Raw genomic sequence first — 21,647 nt, forward strand, 5'->3', positions numbered from 1 at the left:
CAGATAGAGAATACTGGTTGCTGTGACTAGCCCGAATCTTTGCACACCCAAGACGCGGACTGGACCGGATAGGCCGTCATGTTTGTGTGCGTGACTCTGAAAAGGACCAAGACTGAAAGATGTTCCTGAAAAATGCATGGTATGTCGCCGCGTGGAGCGATGAGATCACTGATGAGCTTCAGCAGATCGTTCTTTTGAGCCAAAAAGTCTGCATGTATCGCGACGGGCAGGGGCGCATAGCTGCGCTGGAAGACGCCTGTCCGCACCGCAAGCTGCCGCTCAGCAAGGGGCGCCGCAAGGGCGACAATGTGGAATGCGGCTATCATGGGCTGACCTTCAACTGCACCGGTCAATGCGTGCGCGCTCCGGGCAAGGGGGGGATCCCGTCAAACGCCAAGGTGCACGCCTATCCGGTCGAAGAACGTTATGGCCTTGTCTGGATCTGGATGGGCAATCCTGCACTGGCGGATGCGTCCGAGATCTTCGAAATCCCGGAATTTGGCAAACCTGACTGGGGGATGAACCGGGGCAAGGCGCTGGAGATTGACTGCAACTATCTGTTTGTCACCGATAATCTGCTGGATCCGACCCATGTGGCATGGGTTCACCAGTCCTCGTTCGGGCAGGCCGCGACCGAGGATACGCCGCTGCGCATTACCAAGCGGGATGACGGCATCACGGTCTGGCGCTGGATGATGGATGTGGAACCCGCCCCGTTCTACAAAAAGATCGTGGAATTCGACGGCAACTGCGATCGCCTGCAGCACTACGAGGTCCGCTATCCCTGTCACGCGCTGATCCGAGCGGTGTTCACTCCGGCTGGTACCGGGGGTGAGGACGGGCCTCTGCATGACAAGACGTTTGTCATGAACAGCTACAATTTCATGACCCCCGAAACCGAAGGCCGCACCCGGTACTACTGGTTCCAGATGCGCAACATCCGGCCTGATGACGAGGGCCTGTCGCGAATGATGAGCGACGACGTCAAACACGCCTTCGAAGAGGACCGTGAAGTCCTGAACGAAGTTCAGAAGGGCATGGCCAATAAAACCAGCCCCCATATCGATCTGCCCATAGACGGCGGACAGCTGCGGTTCCGCCGCCAACTGGAAGTGCTGATTGATCAGGAGCGCACTGCAGACAAAGCGCTCGCCTAATCAACGGCAACAACAAAACAGCGACTTTCCCAACAGGAGCTAAAAGATGAACACCGACAGAACTGCCCATCCGGCTGCAGATCAATGGGCTGCAGAATGCAGAAACGGCGAGATGAGCCGACGTGAGTTCCTTTCCCGGGCCACTGCGCTTGGCGTATCCGCCGGTGCTGCCTATGCGTTGATCGGAATGCCATCGCCCGCGCAGGCCCAAACCTCTGCCAAACAGGGTGGTACACTGCGCATTGCAATGCCGGTGCGTGAACTGCGCGCGCCGCGCATGTATGACACGGTGGAGATGGGCAATCTTACAACCGGTTGTTTTGAAAGCCTTGTCGAGTATCAGGCCGACGGTACGTTCCGCCCCATGCTTCTGGAAAGTTGGGAGGTGAACGAAGACGCGACAGAGTACGTGCTACACCTGCGCAAAGGTGTCAAATGGGCCAATGGCGAAGACCTGACAGTCGAACAGGTTGCAGGCGCTATCGAAGGATGGTGCGACAAATCCGTTGAAGACAACGGGATGCCGAACCGTGTGACGTCTTTGATTGATCCCGACACGGAAAAAGCGGCCGAGGGTGCGATCACGGTAAAGGACGACAGCACAATTGTACTGCGCCCGCGCATTTCGGACATCACCCTGATCCCTTCAATGGCCGACTATGCCGCCGCCATCGCACACCCGTCCTTTGACCCCAGCGATCTGTCAACAGCGATCGGTACCGGACCGTACCGGCTGGTGGATCACGCGGTGGGCTCGAAACTGGCGATCGAGCGGATACCGGATTTTACTTGGTGGGGTACCGATATCTACGGTGGTCCCTACCTCGACCGGGTCGAGTTTCTGGATTTCGGCACGGACATGGTGACATCCGTGGCGGCCGTTGAAAGTGATGAAGTGGACATGCTTTTTGAATCCACCGGTGATTTCATCACGGTCCTTGATGATATCGGCTGGACCAGATCCGAGGTTGTCACCGGCCAGACCGTCGTGCTGCGGCCTCAGCAACTGGCCGAGGTGGAAGGGAACAAACCATATTCCGACATGCGCGTCAGGCGGGCGCTGGCACTTGCTGTCGACAACAACACCGTTTTGGAGTTGGGGTATTCCGGCTTGGGTACGACCGGCGAAAACCATCACGTGTCACCGGTTCATCCGGAATATGCAAAGCTGCCGCAAATCGAGAGAAACCCCGAGGAAGCCCTGCGCCTGCTTGACGAGGCCGGAATGGCTGACTTTGAACATGAGCTTGTTTCGATCGATACAGGCTGGATGAAGGACACGGCGGACGCCACGGCTGCGCAACTTCGGGACGCCGGTATCAAGGTCAACCGAAGCGTAGTGCCATCAGCGGCATTCTGGAACGACTGGAACAAGTACCCGTTCTCGACAACCAACTGGAACCACCGCCCGCTGGGTGTGCAGGTACTCAATATCGCCTATCGCGGTGGGGCGTCCTGGAACGAATCCGGTTTCAACAACGCCGAATTCGACAGCCTACTGGATCAGGCGCTTGCCATCGCCGATGCCGATAAGCGTCGTGAAGTCTCCAAACGCCTGCAAGAGATCATGCAGGAAGAAGGCGTTACGATCCAACCCTACTGGCGTAGCTTGTATCGCCATCACAAGCCTGACGTTATGGGCGCAGACATGCATCCGGCGTCGCAGATATTCCCGTATCGGCTGGGCTATTCAGGTTGAGACACAAGGCATGAACTCGTCTGATAGGGCTGTGTTCATGCCGTTCATGCCTGGTTGGTTGAAGTTCACCGTTTCACACTTCCTTTCCTGAGAGCTTTTTTCGCAAATGTTCGAGAAACAAACGGACGCGGTTTGGTTGGAACGCCTTATCTGGATAAACGCCGAAGACGCCGACGTCTGGAAATCTGTCATCAAGATAAATTGGAGACAGTTGTTGGGTCTCAACCAGATCCAAAGCCATGATCTCCGGCATTAGTCCGATCCCCATTCCCCGGATCAGCGCTTCTCGGTAAATGTGGGTTTGGTTTACCACCATGCGCCAGGGTTGCCGCAATTTGCGCAGGCCAGTCTTTGTTAACAGCGGCCAGCTTTCGCCAAAGCGTGAGCCGCCGAATACCAGACAGGCATGGTTGTCGAGCTCCTGAACGGTGGTCGGCACGCCGTTACTCTCAAGATAGGATGGGGCGGCAAACAAACTCAGCCGGGTGCCGGCCAGCTTGGTGACAATCAGGGAACTATCTTCAAGCGATATTGCCAGCCGGATCGCAAGATCGACGTTTGTACTGACAAAATCAGTCTTATCATTCTCGATCACCAGATCGAACAACACGTCTGGATATAGCTTCTGGAAACTTTCAACGGCATCCATCAGTGGTGTTCCCATGCCTTCGGGCGCTGCTACGCGGACAATGCCCGAAGGACCGACGCCTTTTCGGTCCGCGACTTCCTGCTCCAGTTCCGCAATCTGGTCCAGCATGGTTTTGCACCCGTGATAGTAGCGTTGACCGGCATCTGTTACCTCCATCGACCGGGTGGTGCGGTTGATCAGCCGCAGACCCAGCATTGCTTCAAGATCGGCCACATGGCGACCTACGATGGCGGGTGTAACGTTTTGGTCGGCGGCAGCGGATGCGAAGCTGCCCAGTTCAACCACGCGGGCGAAAACAGCCATCTTTCTGAGCTTATCCATTCGATACCTTTAGTAAGTACTGTGTTGCAAAATGCTCTAATTATGCCTGCTTTCGTCAAGTATATATTACCTCCCAGACAACAGGAGGCCCGTGCCATGAAACGTATTCTCACCGCGCTTGCAGCCGCAACTGCCTTTTCGAACGCCTCGGTCGCTGCTGACGACGAGGTGAAACCAGTCATGACCGAGCTGAAAGACGGTGTCTATCAGTTCCACATAGCGCATTATTCCAGCCTGATCGTAATCACCGATGACGGCGTTATCGTTGTGGACCCCAATCAGGAATTTCGTGCTGCAGCAATGCGCGCCGAAATCGCAAAGCTGACGGATCAACCTGTGGTCAAGGTGCTCTACTCTCATCCGCATTTCGACCATTCCCGCGGGGGGCAGATATTCAAAGAGGAAGGCGCCGAGTTTATCACGCACGAGGGGTGCACGGAGTTGCTGGGCCGTGATCTGGAAAACCGGGTCGTGCAACCTGACGTAACCTATGAAGGGGACGAATACCGGTTCGAGCTTGGCGGCAAGGTGGTCGAAATGCGCTACTACGGTTCGAACGATGGTCAGTGCAACAGCGCCATCTACATGCCGGAAGACAAGGTTCTTATGGCGGTCGATTGGCACCTTCAGGGTTTCGTGAACCTTCCCGGCCGCCTGAACACGCATGACTACGTAGGCTCGCTGAACACCCTGCGTCGTGTGACGACCGAATTGGATTTCGACACGGTGGTGTCAGGACACATGCCGATGTCGTCGCCGGAGCAACTGGCCGAGGATTTGGCTTTCAACGAGGCGCTGTTCAAAGCCGTGTCAGAAGGTCTTGCTGCAGGCAAGACAGTCGAGGAATTGAAGGAAACGGTCGAGCTGCCCGAGTTCAGACACTGGTTCATGTATGACCAGAACCTGCCTGCCCATGTGGAGCGCATGGCCTATTCGATCTGGCACGGCCACTGACCTGAACAGCACCGGACAGACTCGCTGCCCGGTGCTGTTACTCGCAAATGACCCGAAAACGGAGCATGATATGTCCAAGAAAACCGAAACCACTGGCAAGAAGACGGTGATCAGCGGTTGGCATGAAGGCCGCAAGTATTTTATGGCCGAAAACGAATACACCTCGGTCGCGGCTAGCAAAGAGGACACACAGTCGGAATATGTTTTCGGTGCGGGTGAAATTGCGCCCGGCAGCTGTATCCCGGATCACTACCACAAATGGGAAGACCAGACCTTCCACATCATCGAAGGTGAACTAGAGGTCAAAATCGGTGATGAGGTATTCAGAGCGGGGCCCGGCGCCAGCATCCAATGTCCGCGCGGCGTTTCCCACTACATGAAAAATGTGGGCAGCACGACAGCCAAGATCATCAGCTATATCTTCCCCGGCGATTGGGCCGAGGATTTCATGGCCGAAACATCTCGCCAGAATGAAACCGGAAAACGGGACCTCAAGCTGATCGAAGACCGTTTTGGTGTTGTCTACCTGTAAAGGCGATGGGGTGGTTTCAATGAAACTCTATATCTTTGAAACCTGCCTGTTCTGTGTGCGAGCTCGCATAATAGCCGGTCTAAAGGATCTGTGGCCCGATCTCGTCTATGTAGCGCCGGGGCAGATCCCGCCCGAGCTTGACGGCCGGATCGAGAGGTTGACCGTTCCGATTTTGGGGATGGCGAGACGCTGATCCGGGGCAGCACAGAGATCATTCGTTATATCGGCGCAATCGGCAGTCCGTTATTGTCCTCTTATGGCACCGGCCCTGAATTGGAGGAATGGCGCAAGGCGATTGCCACACCGTTAAATGCCCTGTGCTATCCGCGCATGCCGCACTTGAATACTCCCGAACTGGCATCGTCCGAGGCCCGCGCGTTCTTTGAAAGAGCAATGCCAGAGCGGATCGGAATGGCATTTGCGGATGCTCTTGCGCAAACTCCGCAGCTTGTTGCTGAGGTTGAAGCTGCGCTTCCCGGAGTCACTCCCTTTCTGACCGGCAATTTCAGTTTCGACACACTGACTGCCCTGTCGGACCTGCGAAGCCTGACCATGGTGGCGGAACTCGATTTTCCGGAACAGATTTCAACGCCATTTCATGAACTGATGACCCGCGCGGGTATCGCGCCGTTCACGCCTGTGGAGGCCCCTTATGCAGATCTGACTGTTACGGTCGATGTCTGATATGGCATCCCCATCGCGCGGTGGTCAGGCCCAGGACAATTCGGCCAACCAGGATTTGACGGTGGTTACTGACAATCGCGCTTCATCTGAATGCGATAGCAGCCACACATCCCGCGCCATGGCTGACTTCGATGAATCTGCGCCGATACAACGAAACCGTTTGTTCGCGCTGCAAACCAGCTTCGGCAGGACAGCTTTCCCATAGCCCCTCGCCGTTGCCTCCAGTGCAGTATCGATATCCGAAACACGGAAACCGCATGGGCGCTGTTTGAGTTGCCTTCGAAGCTTCTCCGTCCATCGCGCCTGCGGAAGAAACGCCGAGGCAGCATCGTAGCAAATCCAGTCAGCACTATCCTGTTGTTCCGGTGTCAGCTGAGTTCCGCAAAACACATCAAACTCAAGCCCGCCGAGTTTTTGGGCCTTTGTCGTCAAACCGCCCTGTTCGGGGCGGGAGAAACGGATGGCCAGATCGGCTTCTCGTTTTGTCAGGTCTATGTTTCGTGCTTCAGGAACCAGCTCGACGATCAGATGCGGATGCTTGTCGTCCAGCTTTCGAAGGTGAGGCAATAGAATATGATTGATGATCACGGGAACGGCGCTGATCCTGACTGTGCCTTCGATGCGACCAGAGTTCTGGTCCAGTCGCTCACGCAATGCCATGTTTTCGCGTTCCATGGCTTCAGCGTGATCAAGTATCTGGTGAGCTTCTTCCGCCAACTGGTGCCGACCCGTTTCACTTCGGACAAACAACGTTGTTCCCAACGCCTGTTGCAGCCGTTTCAAACGCCGCGCGACCGTCGTTTCATTCACGCCGCACCGCTGTGCCGCGCCTGACAGCGTGCCTGTTCTGTGCAGCGCGAGCAGATATTTGAAGTCATCCCAATCATGATCCTGCATTTTTGCAGATTAGAATGGCAAAATGGCTTTGCCAAACAGCAACTTTGCTCTGTCATAGTGGCCCGGCACAGCAAAGTGAGGGCCCTCAATGAAGTTCATCGTCCTGTTTGAAGATGCCGCAGATGCCGATCCCGGCATTCGGGCGGCACACATGAAAGAGCATATCGCATTTCTCGAAGCCAACGCCGCGACGGTAGAAGCCGCCGGGCCGCTGACGGATACAGAGAAGGGTGGGCGAGACGGTATTTGGATTGTCGATGCAGAGGATCAAAGCGAGGTCGTGAAACTGATCCATCGCGATCCTTTTTGGCCGACGGGGCTTAGGGCGTCCTTTTCTATTCTGGCCTGGAAACAGGTCTACCGGAACGGCCGGGGGATGACCCCTGATTGAGGTTTGCTTGAGCTCGAATTGATCGTTTCAATAAGCTCCTTGAGTCGACCCACCGGGTTAGCCCTCGGTCCCTTTTACCCAAAACTCGTTTTTGCGGGCGGTAACCCTGTCCGCAAGAAAATCGACGAACAATCGCACGCGAGCTGTATTGCGAAGATCACGGTGCAAAAGCAGCCAGAGGCCGCGATACGGAAGCGGCTTCTGAAAGGGTGCACGGATCAATTCGGGGTGTCGGTCACCGATATTGCAGGCCAGATAGGCCATGCCGAGACCGGACGCCGCGAGGGTGATCAACGGCACCAGCTCAGAGACGCGGTGTTTTAACTGTGCTTTCGGATAGCAACTGTCCTTCACCCATTTCGCGGTCACATCGCTTTCGGGCTCGTGCCAGCCGATCAGGTTAAGCCCTTCACCCCCGTTGTCGCGGATGCGTGCGGCATATTCCTTGCTACAATAGGCGGCTTGTGACATCTGAACCAGCTTTCGCCCGACCACGTCGTCGCTCACCTCGTGGGCCACACGTAGGGACACATCCGCCTCGCGCCGCGTCAGGTCGGCCACGTCATTGGTGAAGTTCATGTTGAGTATGATGTCCGGGTAGAGATCTGCAAAGGCCGCCAGATCATCCATGATCGATGTCATTGCCAGCCCGTGGGGCAGGGTCAGATAGACGGTGCCGGACGGCTGTGCGTCGCGTCCGATGACCACACGCGAGGCGGCAGTCATTTCTTCTTCGACCCGCTCGGCATAAGGAAGCAAGTCCTCGCCCAATTGGGTCAAGGCGAGCCCCTGTTTCGAGCGGTCAAACAAACGGCTACCCAGTCGTTCCTCCATCAGGGACAAGCGTCGTGTCAGCGTGGTGTGGTTGATCAGGATACTCTCGGCGCCGCCCCGGATCGTGCCGGTGCGGGCCACCGCCAGAAAGACTTTCAGGTCGTCCCAGTTGAAGGCATGGCTTTCCTGCAGCATCGGCAGACCTCAGTAATGTGGTTCATATTTGACACGCTGTGTCCAGTTTTACCCATATACACGGCGATTTCCAAACACGTTATTTCCGGACAACAGAAAGGACCCCGATCCGGGCCCTGGGAAAATGGCAAAGGAAACGCAACATGAAACCGATCCAATCCGTGCTCATCACCGGCGCCAATGCCGGTCTGGGTCGCGAGGCCGCGCGACAGCTTGCGCTGCAGAAAGGCATCGAAAAAATCTATCTGGCCTGCCGCAACCGAACCAAAGCCGAGGCCGCCAGAGCGGCGTTGGAAAGTGATACCGGACGTAAGATATTTGAGAATGTCCTGATGGACGTCACCGACCCTACCACGGTTCGTGCGGCTGTGGCGAAACTCACCACCCCGATTGACGCTGTCATTCTGAATGCGGGCGGTACAGGTGGGCGGCAACCTAACAGCCTCACTGATGAAGGCGTAACCAACATCTTCGCCACCAACGTATTGGGACATGTGGTGTTGGTGGATGAGCTGTTGGAGCGCCAATTGGTGACATCCACTGTCCTATATGCCGGGTCCGAGGCCGCTCGCGGTATTCCAAAGATGGGTATGGAGCGCCCCGACCTGTCCGAAGGAACCGTGGACGAGTTCAGGTCAATCGCCGATGGCAGCAAATTCGGCCCCGAGGGCGATCCGATGAAGACCTACGGCTATGCCAAGCTCACCGCGACCCTGTGGATGGGCGCGATGGCGCGTCAGCACCCGCATATCCGCTTTGTAACCATGAGCCCCGGCGGCACCGCTGGCACTGCGGGTTTTGACGATCTTCCGCTCATGAAGCGCATCTTCTTCAAGCATGTTGGCGGTGTACTGATGCCGATGTTCGGCATGATGCACAGCGTTGAAACCGGTGCAAAGCGGTATCTGGACGGGTTGCTCAACCCCGAATTCAAGACCGGCCACTTCTATGCCAGTCAAACAGGATATCCCACAGGGCCGGTCGTGGATCAGGCCAGCATTGATGGGGCCCTGTCGGACATCGCCACTCAGGAAAATGCCAACCAGGCCCTGCGCCAGTTCGCCTGAGCCAAAGGAGAATTGAAATGGAAACCACGTTGAACGCCCTTGTCATCCTTGTCACCTTCATGCTGACGGGCCTTGGAATCATGTCGATGTTCGCGCCACGCCGCATGGTCGCCAACTTTGGCATCGAACCTGTGGGCACAGCCGGACTCAGCACCATCCGCTCAGTAATCGGCGGATTGTTCCTGTCTTCTGCCGCACTGTTGGTGATCGGCCTGATCACCGGACAGACGCTGGGCTTTGTGGCCGTTGCAATCCTGATGGGCGTCGTAGCCTTCGGGCGAGTTGTTGGCATTCTGATCGACGGGTTCGACAAGGCAGTTGTTCCACCATTGGTGGTCGAGCTGGTGATCATCGCGGTCCTGCTGGTGGCCTATCAGAACCCGACTGCGTGACCCGTATTCAAAACAAAACCACCCGGCAGAGCGCATAGTCTCTTTGCCGGGTGTCGGCTACTGCGCTGAAATGACGGAAGCTGCTAAGATCAGCAGAGACCGTTTCAGGAGATAGAGGTCGCTCAGGTCCACCATTGGTCGATCGCCGCTATTTCCACATCGGTCCAGCCAAAATGATACGCGAAACTCTACGCTGCGGTTTGCAGCTTGTCAGGATCCAAGCCGTTTGATCAGGAAATCCATAAAACAACGCACTTTTGGGGTCAGAACGTTTGAGCGTGGGTAGATCAGCCATAGAACGGACCGGTCGTTCAGCTGCCAATCGGGCAGAATGTGAACCAACCGCCCTGAGGCGATCTCATGCGCGATATTCCAGAGCGAATTAATGGATATGCCTGCGCCGGCCATAGTGGCGACGCGCTGAGAGGCGCCGTCATCAAGGATCGTGCGGCAATGCACTTCCTTGGGATCAAGCGTGAACAGCGTTCCATCCCCATCATTTAGGTCCCGAGGAGCCAGATCCGACCAGGCAAGAAAGTCATGATGGCTCAGGTCTTCAGGTTTCTGGGGTGTGCCCCGTGCCTCTAGATAGGTGGGGGACGCGCAAAGGATACGGGTATCGTCTGCCAGTTTTCGCCCCTTCAGGCTGCTATCCTGCAAGGGGGCGCTGCGTAGCGCGAGGTCAAAGCTGCCTTCGATCAGATCAAAACGGGTATCAGAAAGACGCAAATCCAAAGTGATACCGGGGTGAAGCGCCTGAAACTCGGGCAGCAACGGCATGATGTGCAACTGTGCAAAACTGCTGGGCGCGGCAAAACGCAAGGTGCCGGTGGGCGCGGCTGCACCTAGCCCAAGTGCCGCACACCCGGCATCGGCCTGGGCAAGGATTTCACGCGCGTAGGGCAGGAAGGCCTCTCCTTCTTGGCTGAGCGACACCTTGCGGGTTGTGCGATGCAGCAGTTCGACACCCAGTTCATGCTCCAACTTAGCCAAACGGGCGCTGGCAATTGCAGGGGCGAGGCCGAGGCTGCGCCCGGCGCCTGAAATGTTCAATTGCTCCGCCGCGCGTACGAACAGGCGGATCGACTGAGTGTCCATAGGATTATCCTGAAAATCAAAAAACTGAATTCAAAAATCGGCAGTTTTTATACGAATAGCAATGAATAAATTGCCTTCCAAGCGAAACGCCAAGGAGCACGGCAAGAGATGAAAGCGATCGGATACGACCGGATTGGGCCAGTGGATGGTGCGGGTGCGCTGCGCCTTTTTGATGCGGACAAGCCGCAGCCCGGACCGCGCGACCTGTTGGTGCAGGTAAAGGGGCTTTCCCTGAACCCGGTGGATGTGAAACTGCGCGCAATCCGGGCCCCCGAAAACGGCCCGGGCATTCTGGGTTTTGACGCGGCGGGCGTGGTGGTAGAGGTTGGGCCCGAAGTCACCGGCTACAAATTCGGCGACGAAGTATTCTATGCTGGGGACGTAACCCGCCCCGGTTCCAACGCAGAATTGCAGGCGGTGGATGAACGCATCGTCGGGCGCAAACCCACTTCTCTGGATTTTGTAGAAGCAGCCGGAATGCCCCTGACATCGATCACCGCTTGGGAAATGCTGTTCGATAGTTTCCGCCTGACCGAAGGCTGCGGAGCGGGCAAAAGCTTGCTGGTCATTGGCGGCGCAGGCGGGGTCGGTTCGATCCTGATCCAGTTGGCGAAAAAGCTGACCAAGTTGACTGTGATCGCAACTGCGTCGCGCCCCGAGACCGAGGACTGGGTGCGCAAGATGGGGGCTGATCACGTGATCAATCATCGTGGAGATCTGGTGGCCCAGATGCGCGCGCTTAGACTAGAGCCGGACTATGTGGCGGCCCTGACTGCAACCGATCAACACTGGCCCGCGATCATCGAACTGATTGCACCGCGCGGCCATGTGGCCCTGATCGACGATCCTGAGAATTTTGACATTGCACCCGCCAAGCCCAAGGCGCTGACGATCTCGTGGGAGTTCATGTTCACACGTTCGATGTTTGGAACAAAGGACATCGAGGTTCAGCGTGAACTACTGAACAGGGTCTCTGCCATGCTGGATGCAGGAGACCTGATCTCGACCGCCACGGAGCGCGCCAGGGAACTTACGGTCGAAACACTGACCGATGCTCATCTGCGGCAGGAAAGCGGCCGGGTCATCGGCAAGCAGGTTTTGCCCGGCTTCTAGTTCTTTCGCACAACCCCGAAATCAAGGAATATATGCAATGACTTACTATTCTGTTCTGGACGTGACGCCCACAAACGAAGACTGGATTCCCGGCTACCTGCCGACTGCCAATGAACGTGTCGCAGCACATGGCGGACGCTACATTGCCCGCACAGCCAATCATGAACAGGTCGAAGGCGACGCCAAGCCCGCGGCGCTGCGGATCATCATTGAGTGGCCTTCGAAAGAGGCAGCATTGGCCTTCATGCAGGATGAAGACTACGCACCCCACCTTGCTGCCCGGACAAACGGATCGGTCAGCAATCACTATTTGATAGTAGGTAAGGACGACCTTGCCTGATGCAATCGGGCTGTCGCCATCTAGACGGCCCTTTTAGCGTCGTGACCTACCGCAGTTCAGTTGAGGAAACCATGATGCCTAAAACCATTCTCATCACAGGAGCGACCGACGGAATAGGTCGCGCCACGGCGCAGGCGCTTGCCCAACAGGGCCACCACCTGCTGATCCACGGCCGCAACTCCGGTAAACTGAACGCGGTGTCAGATGATCTGAAAGCGCAGGGCGCGGAGGTGGATGCTTTTCTCGCGGATCTGTCCAACCTGGAGGACGTTCAGCGTCTCGCGCATTCTGTGCTTGCTACGCATAAGCATCTGGACGTGCTCATCAACAATGCCGGCGTGCTCAGAACGCCAACTCCCATGACGCCCGATGGGCTGGACGTCCGGTTTGTTGTCAACACATTCGCACCTGCTCTGCTAACCCGGATGCTGCTGCCGATCCTGCCCAAAGATGGGCGTGTTATTCATCTGTCCTCAGCCGCACAGGCGCCGGTAGATCTTGCTGCAATGAACGGTCAACGAACACTTGAGGCGATGGAAGCTTACGCACAAAGCAAACTGGCCATAACTATGTGGAGCCAGGCTTTCGCTCAAGAATTTCCGTTGGGCCCGGTCTCGATCGCTGTCAATCCCGGCTCTCTGCTGGCCACAAATATGGTGAAGGAAGGATTTGGTGTTGCGGGCAATGACATTGATATCGGCGCGGACATATTGATCAGGGCTGCGCTGTCTAAGGAATTCGCCAACGCGTCCGGGCGATATTTCGATAATGACACGGGGAAGTTTGCGGCTCCCCATCACGGCGCTTCCGACCGATCGAGAGTAAGCAGTGTAGTCGACGTGATTGCGTCTCATGTCGGTGAATATGAAACGAAGGTGCGATGAGTGTGATCGCAATGGTTTACCTTTTCTTGACCGAACATTCTGCCAACCTCTGATCTCTGCATGGTTTTCTAATCAAACCCGAAAAAGAAGATCGAATTCTCGCCTTGAGCATGGGGGCACCCCGCCGATTTCCCTGATAGGGCCCAAGCGCTCGAACCGCCGTTCAAATCTCACGAGCGGATTAGAAGCCCGGGTATTGTGCAGGGGCGAAGTCCGTCAAACAAACCGCATTGTCCGCGCGATAGGACGCGTAAGTGGCCAGATGTATATTGCCAGTTTCTATTCGAAAGACGGTCGGTTTTCCGTGCCGCTTCGATCGTCCAATTGTCAAATCTGAACGCGTATTTACGAGGATGCGGTGAACGGTATGGGTTGCCGCCCGAGATTGCGGGCGGCATTGCATTTCCCCAAGTCTTCAGAAACTGGTTCGCAGCAACGTGTTCGACAGAGACCAGAGTTCTTGTGCGCCGTCCGCATCGTAAGCGTGTGGGACATGACCGCCTTCCATAATGTCTTTGCCACCCGGTTCGGCGACGTGACAGTCTTCCAGATAGAGGCCGGTCTGGCCGTTCAAGTCAGGGGAAGTCGCAGCCCAACAAGACGTCGCGGCGCCTTGGGGGATGGTTTTCCAGAGATCAGGGTAGTCCCTGATCATTTGCTCAAACCGTTCCAACAGGGCGGAGTCCAGATTGCGGCCCAGTTCGGTCTGGATGCCACCGGGGTGCACGGCAAAGCTGGTGACGCCGTGGTCAGCCCATCGGCGGGCGAGTTCGAGCGTAAACCAGATGTTTGCAGTCTTTGACTGCCCATAAGCCTGCATCGGTTCATAATCACGGTTCAGGTAATTCGGATCGTCCAGATCAACGGTCGAATACCAATGTCCGGCTGAAGACAGGTTGACAATTCGTGCTGCGTCCGCGGCCTTGATTGGCTTGGCCAGCAGATTGGTCAGCAGGAAATGCCCAAGGTGGTTAGTGGCGAACTGGCTTTCCCAGCCTTCGGCGGTCCGCGTCAGAGGGGTTGCCATGATGCCTGCGTTGTTGACCAGGATGTCGAGCGTGTCATGTGTTGCCAGCCAGTTTTCGGCAAAGGCCCGGATGGTGTCGGGTTTATCCAGCTCCAACGTCGCGGTTTCCACGTCCTGACCGGTTTCCGCTTTAATGGTCTCTGCGACCTTGGCCAGTTTTTCCGCAGACCGTGCCACGATGGTCACTGACGCGCCGCAGCTTGCCAGCGCACGGGCCGTTTCGGCCCCCAGCCCGGTTGAGCCACCGGTCACAAGTGCGGTTTTTCCGGTCAGATCGATGCCCTGCAGAACATCGCTGGTGGTGGAGTTTCTATCGAAGGACATGAGGGGTCTCCTACTTGATTATGTCGAGTTGGATCGCTCAACCGGGGCAATCCTGCTCTGCGAGTGGTGATGCCGGCAGTCTTAGGCGTCGGCTCCGCCGTGTTTCCTGAAGAACCTGTCCATGGCCGCGACGGCACGGTCGACATCCTCGGGGATGTCATAGAGCGAAACGTGCGAGGCGTCGGGGATCTCGACCAGTTCCTTGGGCTCGGAGGCCCTTTCGTGAAAGGCTATCGTCAGCGGGGCTGTGTCGACCATCGCTTTCTCTCCATAGATGCCGATGAAGGGCGTGTAGAGATAAGGCGCATAGCTCATTGCATCCGCCAGCATCGGTGCCTCCAGCATGAAGGATGGCGACATGTTGCTGTAGGTCGGATAGGTCTCCGCCCCCGCACGTTCGGTCATGTAGTACTTATAGCCTTCGCGCATAGCCGTGCCCTCGGGCGCGGCCTTGGCCGCAGCCATGTTCAGTGCATCCACATAATCGACCACTCCGGTTTCATAGGCTTTCTGACGACCGGCATTTTGTGTTGCGATCAGGTCGGTCACGGTTTCGCGGTCCATTGCGCCAAAATAGCTCATCTGATTGCCCAGCATGCCGGATACGGAGGCGATGGCCTTGAGCCGTTTGTCGGTGGTTGCAACCAGCGCCATGTAGCCACCTGAGGCGCAGACGCCGAGGCCAAACAGGTTGTCGCGATCCACGAAGGGCAGCGTGCCCATGAAACTTATTGCGTCGCGGATGCTTTCAATCTTGATCCACGAATTCTCGTTATTGCGAATTTCGCCTTCGCTTTCGCCATAGCCGATATGGTCAAAGCCTATAGCAACATATCCCAGCGCCGCCAGGCGCGGGCCATAAACGGCCATAGTCTGTTCTTTCACCTGGTTGAAGGCCGAAGACATGACAACCGCTGGGTAGCGGCCTTCGGGGCCAAAGCCCTCGGGCGTATAAAGGTTGGCAGCCAACTTCTGGCCCATGGATTTGAAGGTGATGTTGTTTTTTCCGGCTGCAATAGCGTTCATGTTCGAGTTCAACTCTATCGATGATCGAGATGTCTGATTTGCCTTTGCGCCCCAACCTGCGAAGGACAGCACGGAAGCGGAAGAAGTGAATTGAATAAGACGGCGTCTTGTGAGCTTGATCATCCGAACATCCTTTTGGGGTTGTATTGTAAACTGGTATGTTTACATTTAGGAAAAGCGGATAGAATGTAAATAGAGCTTTTTACAATTTTCCACCAAACGAGGTGAAATGGCGTGAAGCTGACTGAAAAGAAACGACAAAATATTATCGAGGCAGCGATCGAAGAATTCCGGGAGAACGGATTTCTCGCCGCCAAGACTACGCAAATCGCCAAACGGGCCGGTGTCTCGAGTCGCACGCTCTACAATCACTTCGCGACGAAAGAGGCGTTGTTCAACGCGATCACCCAGATCATGATTGCGCGCAACGAGGCGATGAAACCTGTCGACTACGATCCGGCGCGCGGCTTGGAAGAACAACTGCTTGAAGCTTTGGAACACTACGTGACGGTCATCACCGAGCCCGAAGCCATGGGTCTCAACCGTATGGTGATTTCTGAGTTCTTGCGCGACCTGGACCGCTCACGCGCCTTCTTTGCCGAAACTGCCACGCACGACTACCCGATAACGCAGCTCATAGCCGGCGCGATGGAGGCTGGTGCTCTGCGAAAAGCCGATCCCGCTTTTGCCACCGGTCAGCTGCTCGCCCTGGTGAAGAATTTCTTTTTCTGGCCTGAATTCTTGTTGGGCGAGAAGCAGAACGCAGACGGTATCATGCAGGACTGCGTCGCGATGTTTCTATCGCATTACAAGGTGGGACCTTAGTTCGCTGTGATGACAACCTGAAATTCCTGTTTGCAGATATTTGCGCCAGTGCAGAAATAGCTGAGCCTGTCAGAAGCGCGGATTATTTTTCATAAAATCTGATACTTGCACACAACGCCCAATTATTTGCCAAGTCAGTAGGAACGCAACAATCTCGCAGGAACTTTAAAAACTTCTAAGTCCTGTGGCAGCCCTCGAATAGAGCGGAAGCCGACAGATTGGGCCGCGTCACCCGTGTGCCGCGCGATATTTGCTGTCATTAGAATTTTTTCGTCCAGTTCTTTGCAAAGACCCTGAACGCGGCTGGCCACGTTTACGGCTTGACCAACAACCGTGAAATCCAATCGGTCGGGACTGCCGATATTGCCGAAAGTCACCTGGCCAAAGTCTATGCCGATTACGAATTCAATAGGCTCCCGGTCCTTGCGCATCCCGGCTTCGTTGTAATCTTGGAGATTGGCCAATGACATCTTCGCGGCCTCGACAGCGGACTTGCAGGATTTTCCGGCACTGTCCTCGACATTGAACACGGCAAGAATGCCGTCACCCATAAATTTGAGGACATCACCCCCCATCTGCTGAATGGGAGAGACAACCATCTCGAAATAGTCTCCCATCATGTCCAGCAATTGGGTCTCGGGCCAGGCCTCTGCTTTTTCGGTAAAGCCCCGGAGGTCTGCGAACAGGATCGCAGCAGAAACTGTTCTGTGCTCTCCGCGCTTTATATGCCCTTGCCCGATTTCTTCGGCAGGACCGTGACCGAGATAGGTTTGCAAAAGGCTCTTTTGCGAATTGCGCATGGCGATGGGTTCGAGGGCCGCCGCAAGCGCATAGCGCGAGTCTTCGATGTATCGAATGTGCTCGTCAGAAAATCCGCTGTCTGCATCCGTGGTGAAACTGGTGCCTTGCACTGAACCGTTGCCATGCTCCAGGGGAATGGCCAGAAAATCGGTGGCTCCTGTGTCGGCAAGCTCTGTATAGACCGGGTGTTCATCCTCTAGGTCGAGGCTGATCAGCCGCTTACGCAACGGGCAACGTTGAGTAACTACAAATTCGAACGGGCTCCCATGCCATGCGCTTGTTGACAAAACCGTCGTGGGAACGACGTAGCGTTGGGTTTCTTCTGGGGTCCAGATTATGCCCCAGGCACTCAGAAGAGGGTTGGAATAGTTTTGCGCGATCCGTGCGCGCGCCAGCGGCACGCCTAGCCGAACCAGGCCTTCGCAATAGCCCCTGACGATTTCGACCTCATCGCCAAGCAGCCTCCCCTCGGCAATCAGCCAGTGGTTCAGTTGATCGATCTCGGGCACGGGCATCTCGCAGAATATTGGGCTTGCCGACATTCTATATATTGATTGATCAGAATGAACCCACTCTGAAGAGGTTGCGATCCGACAATTCAGCGTGGGTTCTTTGGCATAGCATAATAGCGCAGGCTTTAGCTGACTGCGGCAGCCTTGGTTGGATCGTCTTCCAATTGTTTGAGCAGGCGCGCTTGTTTGACCTTGGGGTCCAAATCCGGGTCGGTCAGGTGGGCCAGCATCTCGGGCACATTTGCTTTGATCTGCTCTTCAGTAGCGAGAGCCATGCCGTGCGCCACAAACGGGCGAAGATAGGTCATGCCCGCCAAATTGGCCGTCTGCTGAAAGGGTTTCAGGAATTCAGCCATCGTGTAGTTGTTGTAGCCGCCTGCGTGATAGCTGTGTTCGGGCCCGCCTGTGGAGACAAGGATCAGGAACTCACGCCCTTTCAGTTGGTCGCCGCCGGGCCCGTAAGCGAAGCCATAGCTCAAAACCTGATCCATCCAGGCTTTCATCACCGGCGGGGCGGAATACCAGTAGAAGGGAAACTGGAACACGACCCTATCATGTGCCAACAGCAAGGCTTGCTCGTTGGCAATGTCAAACCGCATCTCGGAACCGCCGATGTCGGTCAAATCGCGGGTGGTCACGTTGGTCGCTTCGGACAACGCTTCGAACCATGCACGATTGATGCGCGATCTGTTCAGGTCCGGATGCGCAGTGAGAACGAGGGTTTTCATATGTCTGCCTCTTACAGAAACTTTGCGGAATAGGAGGTGATGAGCGGGCGACCGTCGGGCCGGGTGTCAAAGCGCCAGTTTTCCTGAACGCGGGCTTCGATGCGTTCGCCCGAGAAGGTTCTGGCGCGGAACAGAACTTCGAACCGCGCAGTGTCGGGCGTGACATCAATCTTGCTCACATGGTGTTCGGTGGGTCTCTGAAGTGTCTTTAGCACCCCGGCATACCAAGCGCGCACGCGGTCGTGGCCGGTGAGGCTGGCATCCGCGTCGGGCATGTCCCATGTCACATCCGGATGTAGATCGCGCAGGAACACTTCGATCGAGTCCAGCCGGTCAAATCGAGCAAACCAGTCAGCGATGAAACCGCGGATTTCAGGATAGTCACTCATGTATTTCACCATTCGATTGGTTGTCGGTCCCCAAAAAACCGCCGGTGGGTCCGCCTTAATAAAGGGTGGCCGGGAAGTTCGCCGTATCGGCTCTGTCTTCGACCGAGCGGGTTGCCCCAAGGCGATATCCCTAGCGGCGAGGGCGGCGGCAAACGCCGTAGCTATAGTCATGGCGCGTTCATCCTCTTGGGTCAGGCTGTGCTGCGGTGAGGTGAATATAGGTGTGATACGCTGCTGAGATAATTGCCTCGATTTTCACTTCTTTCATGTATCATATCGAATAATCGCCTAAGTCGGAGCCTCCATGCGTTTGCCCCTCGCCACGCTTGAAATTTTTGTAGCAATTGCTCGCCACGGTTCGCTGCGCGCCGCGGCCGAGGCGCTTGGCATCAAGCCTTCAACCGTCAGTCATCAGTTAAAAACACTGGAGGATCAGCTTGGCACCGCGCTGTTCATTCGCACAACGCGATCAATCAGCCTGACCGAGGCAGGACGGGCGTTGATCCGTGGGGCAGGCCCGGCCTTCGATCAACTCGCTGAGGCCGTCGAAAGCGCACGCAACACTGGGCACGCTGCCAGAGGCACGCTGAGGTTGGCGATGCCGGAATTTGCCTATCATCTGTTTGTCAGCCCGGTCCTGAAAAGCTTCTGCGCCAAATACCCTGAAATTGAACTGGAACTTTCTCAGACCGATGCACTCTCGGATATTCTGGGTGAGGAACTTCATGCGGGATTCCGTTTGGGGGACCGCATTGCGCAGGACATGGTAGCAGTGCGCATGACGTCACCGTTGCCGCTTGCCGTGGTGGCTTGCCCGGACTACCTGGCGGCCCATGGAACTCCTGAAACCCCGCGCGATCTTCTCGATCATAGCTGCATCTGCTACAGGTTTCAGTCTTCAGGTCGGATTGCCCCTTGGAGCTTTCGGGCGCAGGATGGCGAGTATTCGGTTGATGTGCAGGGCAACCTGATTACAAACACCCTTCCGGCCTCTGTCGACCTGGCCAAACAGGGGTTGGGATTGGTTTACACGTTTCGGGACTACGTTGCCGATGAGATTGCCTCCGGCGTTCTGAGCCCTGTACTCGAAAGGTTCCTTGGCACAACTCCGGGCATTTTTCTCTACTTTCCACGAGAATACAGATCCATGATGCCGCTTAGACTGTTCATCGAACACTTGAATGCATCGTCCGATCGCCAAGGATGACGTCTTTCAGACAGCTGAGAATGAAGGGCAGGATAGTGTTTTGCCTTTCTCCCGAAAATTAGCCATCGCTGCGCCTTCTGCGTGCTGCACGTCGCCGGAGAATTGCAAGGACCCAACCTGCCGCCATCGAACCGATTATCGGATGGAGGCTTTCGGCCGCCAATAACTATGACACAGAGAGTTAGATTTGAATGTTGTCGGCCGGGGCGAAGGCGTGCCCTTGCTCAGCAATGGGATGTAAGCGGGAACCGCAGATTTCGTGTGAACCACGATCTTGCCCAAAACGTTGCACGATTTGTCATAACGCGTGAATGTCGAACGGATCGGAAAAACCTTTGATCCTGGTTTCACCGAATGTCTCCAATACATTAGCTCCTTCCAACAGGTCGAAGGTTGCTTGATCAATCAATGTCCGGCTGCCAGTTTTCTGCGTTTCTGCTTCAAGACGAGCAGCAAGGTTTACGGTCGATCCGATACACGTATACGTCGCCCGGTTGTCCGTACCGGCATAGCCAGCGACGACTTCGCCAGTTGCGATTCCGATGCCGATCCTTAGGTCACTTTTCCCTTCTGCACGTCGTTCGAGATTTAATATCTCAATCATGTTGTGCATTTCTTGCCCTGCGGCCACCGCGCTTTGCGCAGAGTTGGGTAATGGCTGCGGAACGCCGAAAAGTGCCATCAGGCCGTCTCCCAACATCAGGCTGACAATGCCTCCGTTGCTGGTGACCGCCTCGAACATCAACGTGTAGTAGGTATTGAGCAGATCAATCGTTTCCTCGGGGGCGAGGTTTTCCGACAATGTCGTGAAGCCGCGAATGTCACAAAAGAGAACCGACGCGTTGGCACGCTTGCCGCCAATCGCAAATCCCGACTCTTGCAAATCCTGAGCAACTTCGGATGTTGCAAAGCGTTCCAGCAGGCGTTTTTGTTCGTCCCGAAGCCTTTTCTTCTCAAGGCCACTTGAGACGCGGGCGCTAAGAAGCGTCTTGTTGACCGGTTTCGGCAAGTAGTCTTCGGCACCCAATTCAATGCAACGCACAACATTGTCGAGCCCTTCGACAGATGACGTTACAATCACTGGCAGATCCCGTAGCTCGGTGTTTGACTTGATCGCTTCCAGAACCTGGAAACCGTCCATTTCCGGCATCTCGATATCCAATAGAAGCAGGTCAAATGGCTGGCTTGAAAGCATTTCCATTGCGACCAGACCGTTTTCCGCAACCGACGCCTGATGGCCCAAAAGCTCCACACTGCGAGACAAAAGCAGGCGGTTTACCTTGTTGTCGTCGACAATGAGTAAATGGCCGGGGGCATCAGTCATCAATCAAACTCCGTAGGGCCGCGGCAGCAGTATCGAAGGCGACCTCCAATGCGAGCGCATCCGTAAGATCTCCGGTCACGGGCGGATCACCGAGTTCGACTTTTCTTGCCTGTTCGGCAAGCGCTGTCGCCCCAAATGTACTGGCATTGGACTTAATGGAATGGGCGGCGCGGCGGTACCTGTCGGCATCTGCCTCGCCTGCTGCCGTTTTCAATTCGGCAATCATGCCGGGCGCTTCGTCAAGAAATGTGCTTACAAGTTCGGCGGCAAAATCTTCACCTGTTGCGTCTTTTAGCTCCAGGAAGATTTCATGATCAATTGGGCTGTCAGTCATGGA

General features: G+C 55.9%; 25 protein-coding genes. 14 read left to right on the forward strand and 11 right to left on the reverse strand.

The window, feature by feature from the left end:
- The first annotated feature begins 119 nt into the window (after nt 1-119).
- Entirely contained in the window at nt 120-1,157 is a 1,038-nt protein-coding gene (locus ACR0NA_RS16450) for an aromatic ring-hydroxylating dioxygenase subunit alpha (RefSeq protein ID WP_480730705.1), read from the forward strand.
- Between the two features lie 46 nt (nt 1,158-1,203).
- Nucleotides 1,204-2,856 carry an ABC transporter substrate-binding protein gene (locus ACR0NA_RS16455; protein ID WP_480730707.1) on the forward strand — a complete coding sequence of 551 codons (1,653 nt, stop codon included), beginning with the start codon at nt 1,204-1,206 and terminating at the stop codon, nt 2,854-2,856.
- 73 nt (nt 2,857-2,929) lie between these two features.
- On the opposite strand, the gene ACR0NA_RS16460 is transcribed toward ACR0NA_RS16455, so the two are convergent.
- On the reverse strand, nt 2,930-3,826 hold the full coding sequence (locus ACR0NA_RS16460; protein ID WP_480730709.1) for a LysR substrate-binding domain-containing protein: 897 nt from the start codon (nt 3,824-3,826) through the stop codon (nt 2,930-2,932).
- A gap of 96 nt (nt 3,827-3,922) precedes the next feature.
- Here ACR0NA_RS16460 and ACR0NA_RS16465 point away from each other — a divergent pair, with 96 nt between their 5' ends.
- The 4 genes from ACR0NA_RS16465 (at nt 3,923) to ACR0NA_RS16480 (ending at nt 5,996) form a co-directional block, all read left to right on the forward strand.
- Nucleotides 3,923-4,780, forward strand: a complete 858-nt coding sequence (locus ACR0NA_RS16465; protein WP_480730711.1) for an MBL fold metallo-hydrolase — start codon at nt 3,923-3,925, stop codon at nt 4,778-4,780.
- A gap of 70 nt (nt 4,781-4,850) precedes the next feature.
- Complete coding sequence (locus tag ACR0NA_RS16470) at nt 4,851-5,312, forward strand: cupin domain-containing protein (RefSeq protein WP_480730713.1); 462 nt, start codon at nt 4,851-4,853, stop codon at nt 5,310-5,312.
- Between the two features lie 19 nt (nt 5,313-5,331).
- On the forward strand, nt 5,332-5,505 hold the full coding sequence (locus ACR0NA_RS16475) for a hypothetical protein (protein ID WP_480730715.1): 174 nt from the start codon (nt 5,332-5,334) through the stop codon (nt 5,503-5,505).
- Between the two features lie 80 nt (nt 5,506-5,585).
- Entirely contained in the window at nt 5,586-5,996 is a 411-nt protein-coding gene (locus tag ACR0NA_RS16480; RefSeq protein ID WP_480730879.1) for a hypothetical protein, read from the forward strand.
- A gap of 24 nt (nt 5,997-6,020) precedes the next feature.
- Here ACR0NA_RS16480 and ACR0NA_RS16485 read toward each other — a convergent pair whose 3' ends face one another.
- Nucleotides 6,021-6,893: a LysR family transcriptional regulator gene (locus tag ACR0NA_RS16485; protein WP_480730717.1), complete on the reverse strand. Its 873-nt coding sequence runs from the start codon at nt 6,891-6,893 to the stop codon at nt 6,021-6,023.
- 88 nt (nt 6,894-6,981) lie between these two features.
- Here ACR0NA_RS16485 and ACR0NA_RS16490 point away from each other — a divergent pair, with 88 nt between their 5' ends.
- Complete coding sequence (locus ACR0NA_RS16490) at nt 6,982-7,284, forward strand: YciI family protein (protein ID WP_480730719.1); 303 nt, start codon at nt 6,982-6,984, stop codon at nt 7,282-7,284.
- 57 nt (nt 7,285-7,341) lie between these two features.
- Here the strand turns inward: ACR0NA_RS16490 and ACR0NA_RS16495 are convergent, their stop codons facing one another.
- The gene (locus tag ACR0NA_RS16495; RefSeq protein ID WP_480730721.1) at nt 7,342-8,253 is read right to left on the reverse strand and encodes a LysR family transcriptional regulator; all 912 of its coding nucleotides are present in this window, start codon (nt 8,251-8,253) and stop codon (nt 7,342-7,344) included.
- Nucleotides 8,254-8,396: 143 nt separating this feature from the next.
- Between ACR0NA_RS16495 and ACR0NA_RS16500 the strand changes: the two genes are divergently transcribed.
- Complete coding sequence (locus tag ACR0NA_RS16500; protein WP_480730723.1) at nt 8,397-9,320, forward strand: SDR family NAD(P)-dependent oxidoreductase; 924 nt, start codon at nt 8,397-8,399, stop codon at nt 9,318-9,320.
- A 17-nt stretch (nt 9,321-9,337) separates the two neighbouring features.
- Nucleotides 9,338-9,712: a DUF4345 family protein gene (locus ACR0NA_RS16505; RefSeq protein ID WP_480730725.1), complete on the forward strand. Its 375-nt coding sequence runs from the start codon at nt 9,338-9,340 to the stop codon at nt 9,710-9,712.
- A 210-nt stretch (nt 9,713-9,922) separates the two neighbouring features.
- Here the strand turns inward: ACR0NA_RS16505 and ACR0NA_RS16510 are convergent, their stop codons facing one another.
- Nucleotides 9,923-10,810, reverse strand: coding sequence for a LysR family transcriptional regulator (locus ACR0NA_RS16510; RefSeq protein WP_480730727.1), 888 nt, complete (start codon nt 10,808-10,810; stop codon nt 9,923-9,925).
- A 108-nt stretch (nt 10,811-10,918) separates the two neighbouring features.
- Between ACR0NA_RS16510 and ACR0NA_RS16515 the strand changes: the two genes are divergently transcribed.
- From ACR0NA_RS16515 to ACR0NA_RS16525, 3 genes are all read left to right on the forward strand, one after another.
- Complete coding sequence (locus ACR0NA_RS16515; protein ID WP_480730729.1) at nt 10,919-11,923, forward strand: zinc-binding alcohol dehydrogenase family protein; 1,005 nt, start codon at nt 10,919-10,921, stop codon at nt 11,921-11,923.
- A 37-nt stretch (nt 11,924-11,960) separates the two neighbouring features.
- Complete coding sequence (locus tag ACR0NA_RS16520; RefSeq protein WP_480730731.1) at nt 11,961-12,263, forward strand: DUF1330 domain-containing protein; 303 nt, start codon at nt 11,961-11,963, stop codon at nt 12,261-12,263.
- A 74-nt stretch (nt 12,264-12,337) separates the two neighbouring features.
- On the forward strand, nt 12,338-13,147 hold the full coding sequence (locus ACR0NA_RS16525; RefSeq protein WP_480730733.1) for an SDR family NAD(P)-dependent oxidoreductase: 810 nt from the start codon (nt 12,338-12,340) through the stop codon (nt 13,145-13,147).
- Between the two features lie 415 nt (nt 13,148-13,562).
- Here the strand turns inward: ACR0NA_RS16525 and ACR0NA_RS16530 are convergent, their stop codons facing one another.
- Together ACR0NA_RS16530 and ACR0NA_RS16535 are read right to left on the reverse strand one after the other, a co-directional pair.
- On the reverse strand, nt 13,563-14,498 hold the full coding sequence (locus tag ACR0NA_RS16530; protein ID WP_480730735.1) for an SDR family NAD(P)-dependent oxidoreductase: 936 nt from the start codon (nt 14,496-14,498) through the stop codon (nt 13,563-13,565).
- A gap of 81 nt (nt 14,499-14,579) precedes the next feature.
- Nucleotides 14,580-15,524: an alpha/beta hydrolase gene (locus tag ACR0NA_RS16535; protein WP_480730737.1), complete on the reverse strand. Its 945-nt coding sequence runs from the start codon at nt 15,522-15,524 to the stop codon at nt 14,580-14,582.
- A 234-nt stretch (nt 15,525-15,758) separates the two neighbouring features.
- Here ACR0NA_RS16535 and ACR0NA_RS16540 point away from each other — a divergent pair, with 234 nt between their 5' ends.
- Entirely contained in the window at nt 15,759-16,349 is a 591-nt protein-coding gene (locus tag ACR0NA_RS16540) for a TetR/AcrR family transcriptional regulator (protein WP_480730739.1), read from the forward strand.
- A gap of 134 nt (nt 16,350-16,483) precedes the next feature.
- Here ACR0NA_RS16540 and ACR0NA_RS16545 read toward each other — a convergent pair whose 3' ends face one another.
- The 3 genes from ACR0NA_RS16545 to ACR0NA_RS16555 form a co-directional block, all read right to left on the reverse strand.
- Nucleotides 16,484-17,692 carry an adenylate/guanylate cyclase domain-containing protein gene (locus tag ACR0NA_RS16545; protein ID WP_480730741.1) on the reverse strand — a complete coding sequence of 403 codons (1,209 nt, stop codon included), beginning with the start codon at nt 17,690-17,692 and terminating at the stop codon, nt 16,484-16,486.
- Between the two features lie 95 nt (nt 17,693-17,787).
- The gene (locus tag ACR0NA_RS16550) at nt 17,788-18,390 is read right to left on the reverse strand and encodes an NAD(P)H-dependent oxidoreductase (protein ID WP_480730743.1); all 603 of its coding nucleotides are present in this window, start codon (nt 18,388-18,390) and stop codon (nt 17,788-17,790) included.
- Nucleotides 18,391-18,401: 11 nt separating this feature from the next.
- Nucleotides 18,402-18,779, reverse strand: a complete 378-nt coding sequence (locus ACR0NA_RS16555; protein WP_480730746.1) for a nuclear transport factor 2 family protein — start codon at nt 18,777-18,779, stop codon at nt 18,402-18,404.
- Between the two features lie 304 nt (nt 18,780-19,083).
- Between ACR0NA_RS16555 and ACR0NA_RS16560 the strand changes: the two genes are divergently transcribed.
- On the forward strand, nt 19,084-19,986 hold the full coding sequence (locus ACR0NA_RS16560) for a LysR family transcriptional regulator (protein WP_480730748.1): 903 nt from the start codon (nt 19,084-19,086) through the stop codon (nt 19,984-19,986).
- A 298-nt stretch (nt 19,987-20,284) separates the two neighbouring features.
- Here ACR0NA_RS16560 and ACR0NA_RS16565 read toward each other — a convergent pair whose 3' ends face one another.
- Together ACR0NA_RS16565 and ACR0NA_RS16570 are read right to left on the reverse strand one after the other, a co-directional pair.
- Nucleotides 20,285-21,310, reverse strand: coding sequence for an adenylate/guanylate cyclase domain-containing protein (locus ACR0NA_RS16565; protein ID WP_480730750.1), 1,026 nt, complete (start codon nt 21,308-21,310; stop codon nt 20,285-20,287).
- Nucleotides 21,303-21,644, reverse strand: coding sequence for an Hpt domain-containing protein (locus ACR0NA_RS16570; protein WP_480730752.1), 342 nt, complete (start codon nt 21,642-21,644; stop codon nt 21,303-21,305). The genes ACR0NA_RS16565 and ACR0NA_RS16570 overlap by 8 nt, the downstream gene beginning before the upstream one ends.
- Nucleotides 21,645-21,647: the final 3 nt, after the last annotated feature.

Source organism: Ruegeria sp. C11 (genome assembly GCF_056537725.1).

Coding starts and splice junctions, on each gene's coding strand:
- ACR0NA_RS16490 (WP_480730719.1), top strand. CDS start 6,982: ATGAAGTTCATCGTCCTGTTTGAAGATGCCGCAGATGCCGATCCCGGC.
- ACR0NA_RS16520 (WP_480730731.1), top strand. CDS start 11,961: ATGACTTACTATTCTGTTCTGGACGTGACGCCCACAAACGAAGACTGG.
- ACR0NA_RS16475 (WP_480730715.1), top strand. CDS start 5,332: ATGAAACTCTATATCTTTGAAACCTGCCTGTTCTGTGTGCGAGCTCGC.
- ACR0NA_RS16550 (WP_480730743.1), bottom strand. CDS start 18,390: ATGAAAACCCTCGTTCTCACTGCGCATCCGGACCTGAACAGATCGCGC.
- ACR0NA_RS16460 (WP_480730709.1), bottom strand. CDS start 3,826: ATGGATAAGCTCAGAAAGATGGCTGTTTTCGCCCGCGTGGTTGAACTG.
- ACR0NA_RS16505 (WP_480730725.1), top strand. CDS start 9,338: ATGGAAACCACGTTGAACGCCCTTGTCATCCTTGTCACCTTCATGCTG.
- ACR0NA_RS16560 (WP_480730748.1), top strand. CDS start 19,084: ATGCGTTTGCCCCTCGCCACGCTTGAAATTTTTGTAGCAATTGCTCGC.
- ACR0NA_RS16465 (WP_480730711.1), top strand. CDS start 3,923: ATGAAACGTATTCTCACCGCGCTTGCAGCCGCAACTGCCTTTTCGAAC.
- ACR0NA_RS16470 (WP_480730713.1), top strand. CDS start 4,851: ATGTCCAAGAAAACCGAAACCACTGGCAAGAAGACGGTGATCAGCGGT.
- ACR0NA_RS16545 (WP_480730741.1), bottom strand. CDS start 17,692: ATGTCGGCAAGCCCAATATTCTGCGAGATGCCCGTGCCCGAGATCGAT.
- ACR0NA_RS16495 (WP_480730721.1), bottom strand. CDS start 8,253: ATGCTGCAGGAAAGCCATGCCTTCAACTGGGACGACCTGAAAGTCTTT.
- ACR0NA_RS16500 (WP_480730723.1), top strand. CDS start 8,397: ATGAAACCGATCCAATCCGTGCTCATCACCGGCGCCAATGCCGGTCTG.
- ACR0NA_RS16455 (WP_480730707.1), top strand. CDS start 1,204: ATGAACACCGACAGAACTGCCCATCCGGCTGCAGATCAATGGGCTGCA.
- ACR0NA_RS16515 (WP_480730729.1), top strand. CDS start 10,919: ATGAAAGCGATCGGATACGACCGGATTGGGCCAGTGGATGGTGCGGGT.
- ACR0NA_RS16535 (WP_480730737.1), bottom strand. CDS start 15,524: ATGAACGCTATTGCAGCCGGAAAAAACAACATCACCTTCAAATCCATG.
- ACR0NA_RS16450 (WP_480730705.1), top strand. CDS start 120: ATGTTCCTGAAAAATGCATGGTATGTCGCCGCGTGGAGCGATGAGATC.
- ACR0NA_RS16510 (WP_480730727.1), bottom strand. CDS start 10,810: ATGGACACTCAGTCGATCCGCCTGTTCGTACGCGCGGCGGAGCAATTG.
- ACR0NA_RS16530 (WP_480730735.1), bottom strand. CDS start 14,498: ATGTCCTTCGATAGAAACTCCACCACCAGCGATGTTCTGCAGGGCATC.
- ACR0NA_RS16570 (WP_480730752.1), bottom strand. CDS start 21,644: ATGACTGACAGCCCAATTGATCATGAAATCTTCCTGGAGCTAAAAGAC.
- ACR0NA_RS16565 (WP_480730750.1), bottom strand. CDS start 21,310: ATGACTGATGCCCCCGGCCATTTACTCATTGTCGACGACAACAAGGTA.
- ACR0NA_RS16485 (WP_480730717.1), bottom strand. CDS start 6,893: ATGCAGGATCATGATTGGGATGACTTCAAATATCTGCTCGCGCTGCAC.
- ACR0NA_RS16555 (WP_480730746.1), bottom strand. CDS start 18,779: ATGAGTGACTATCCTGAAATCCGCGGTTTCATCGCTGACTGGTTTGCT.
- ACR0NA_RS16525 (WP_480730733.1), top strand. CDS start 12,338: ATGCCTAAAACCATTCTCATCACAGGAGCGACCGACGGAATAGGTCGC.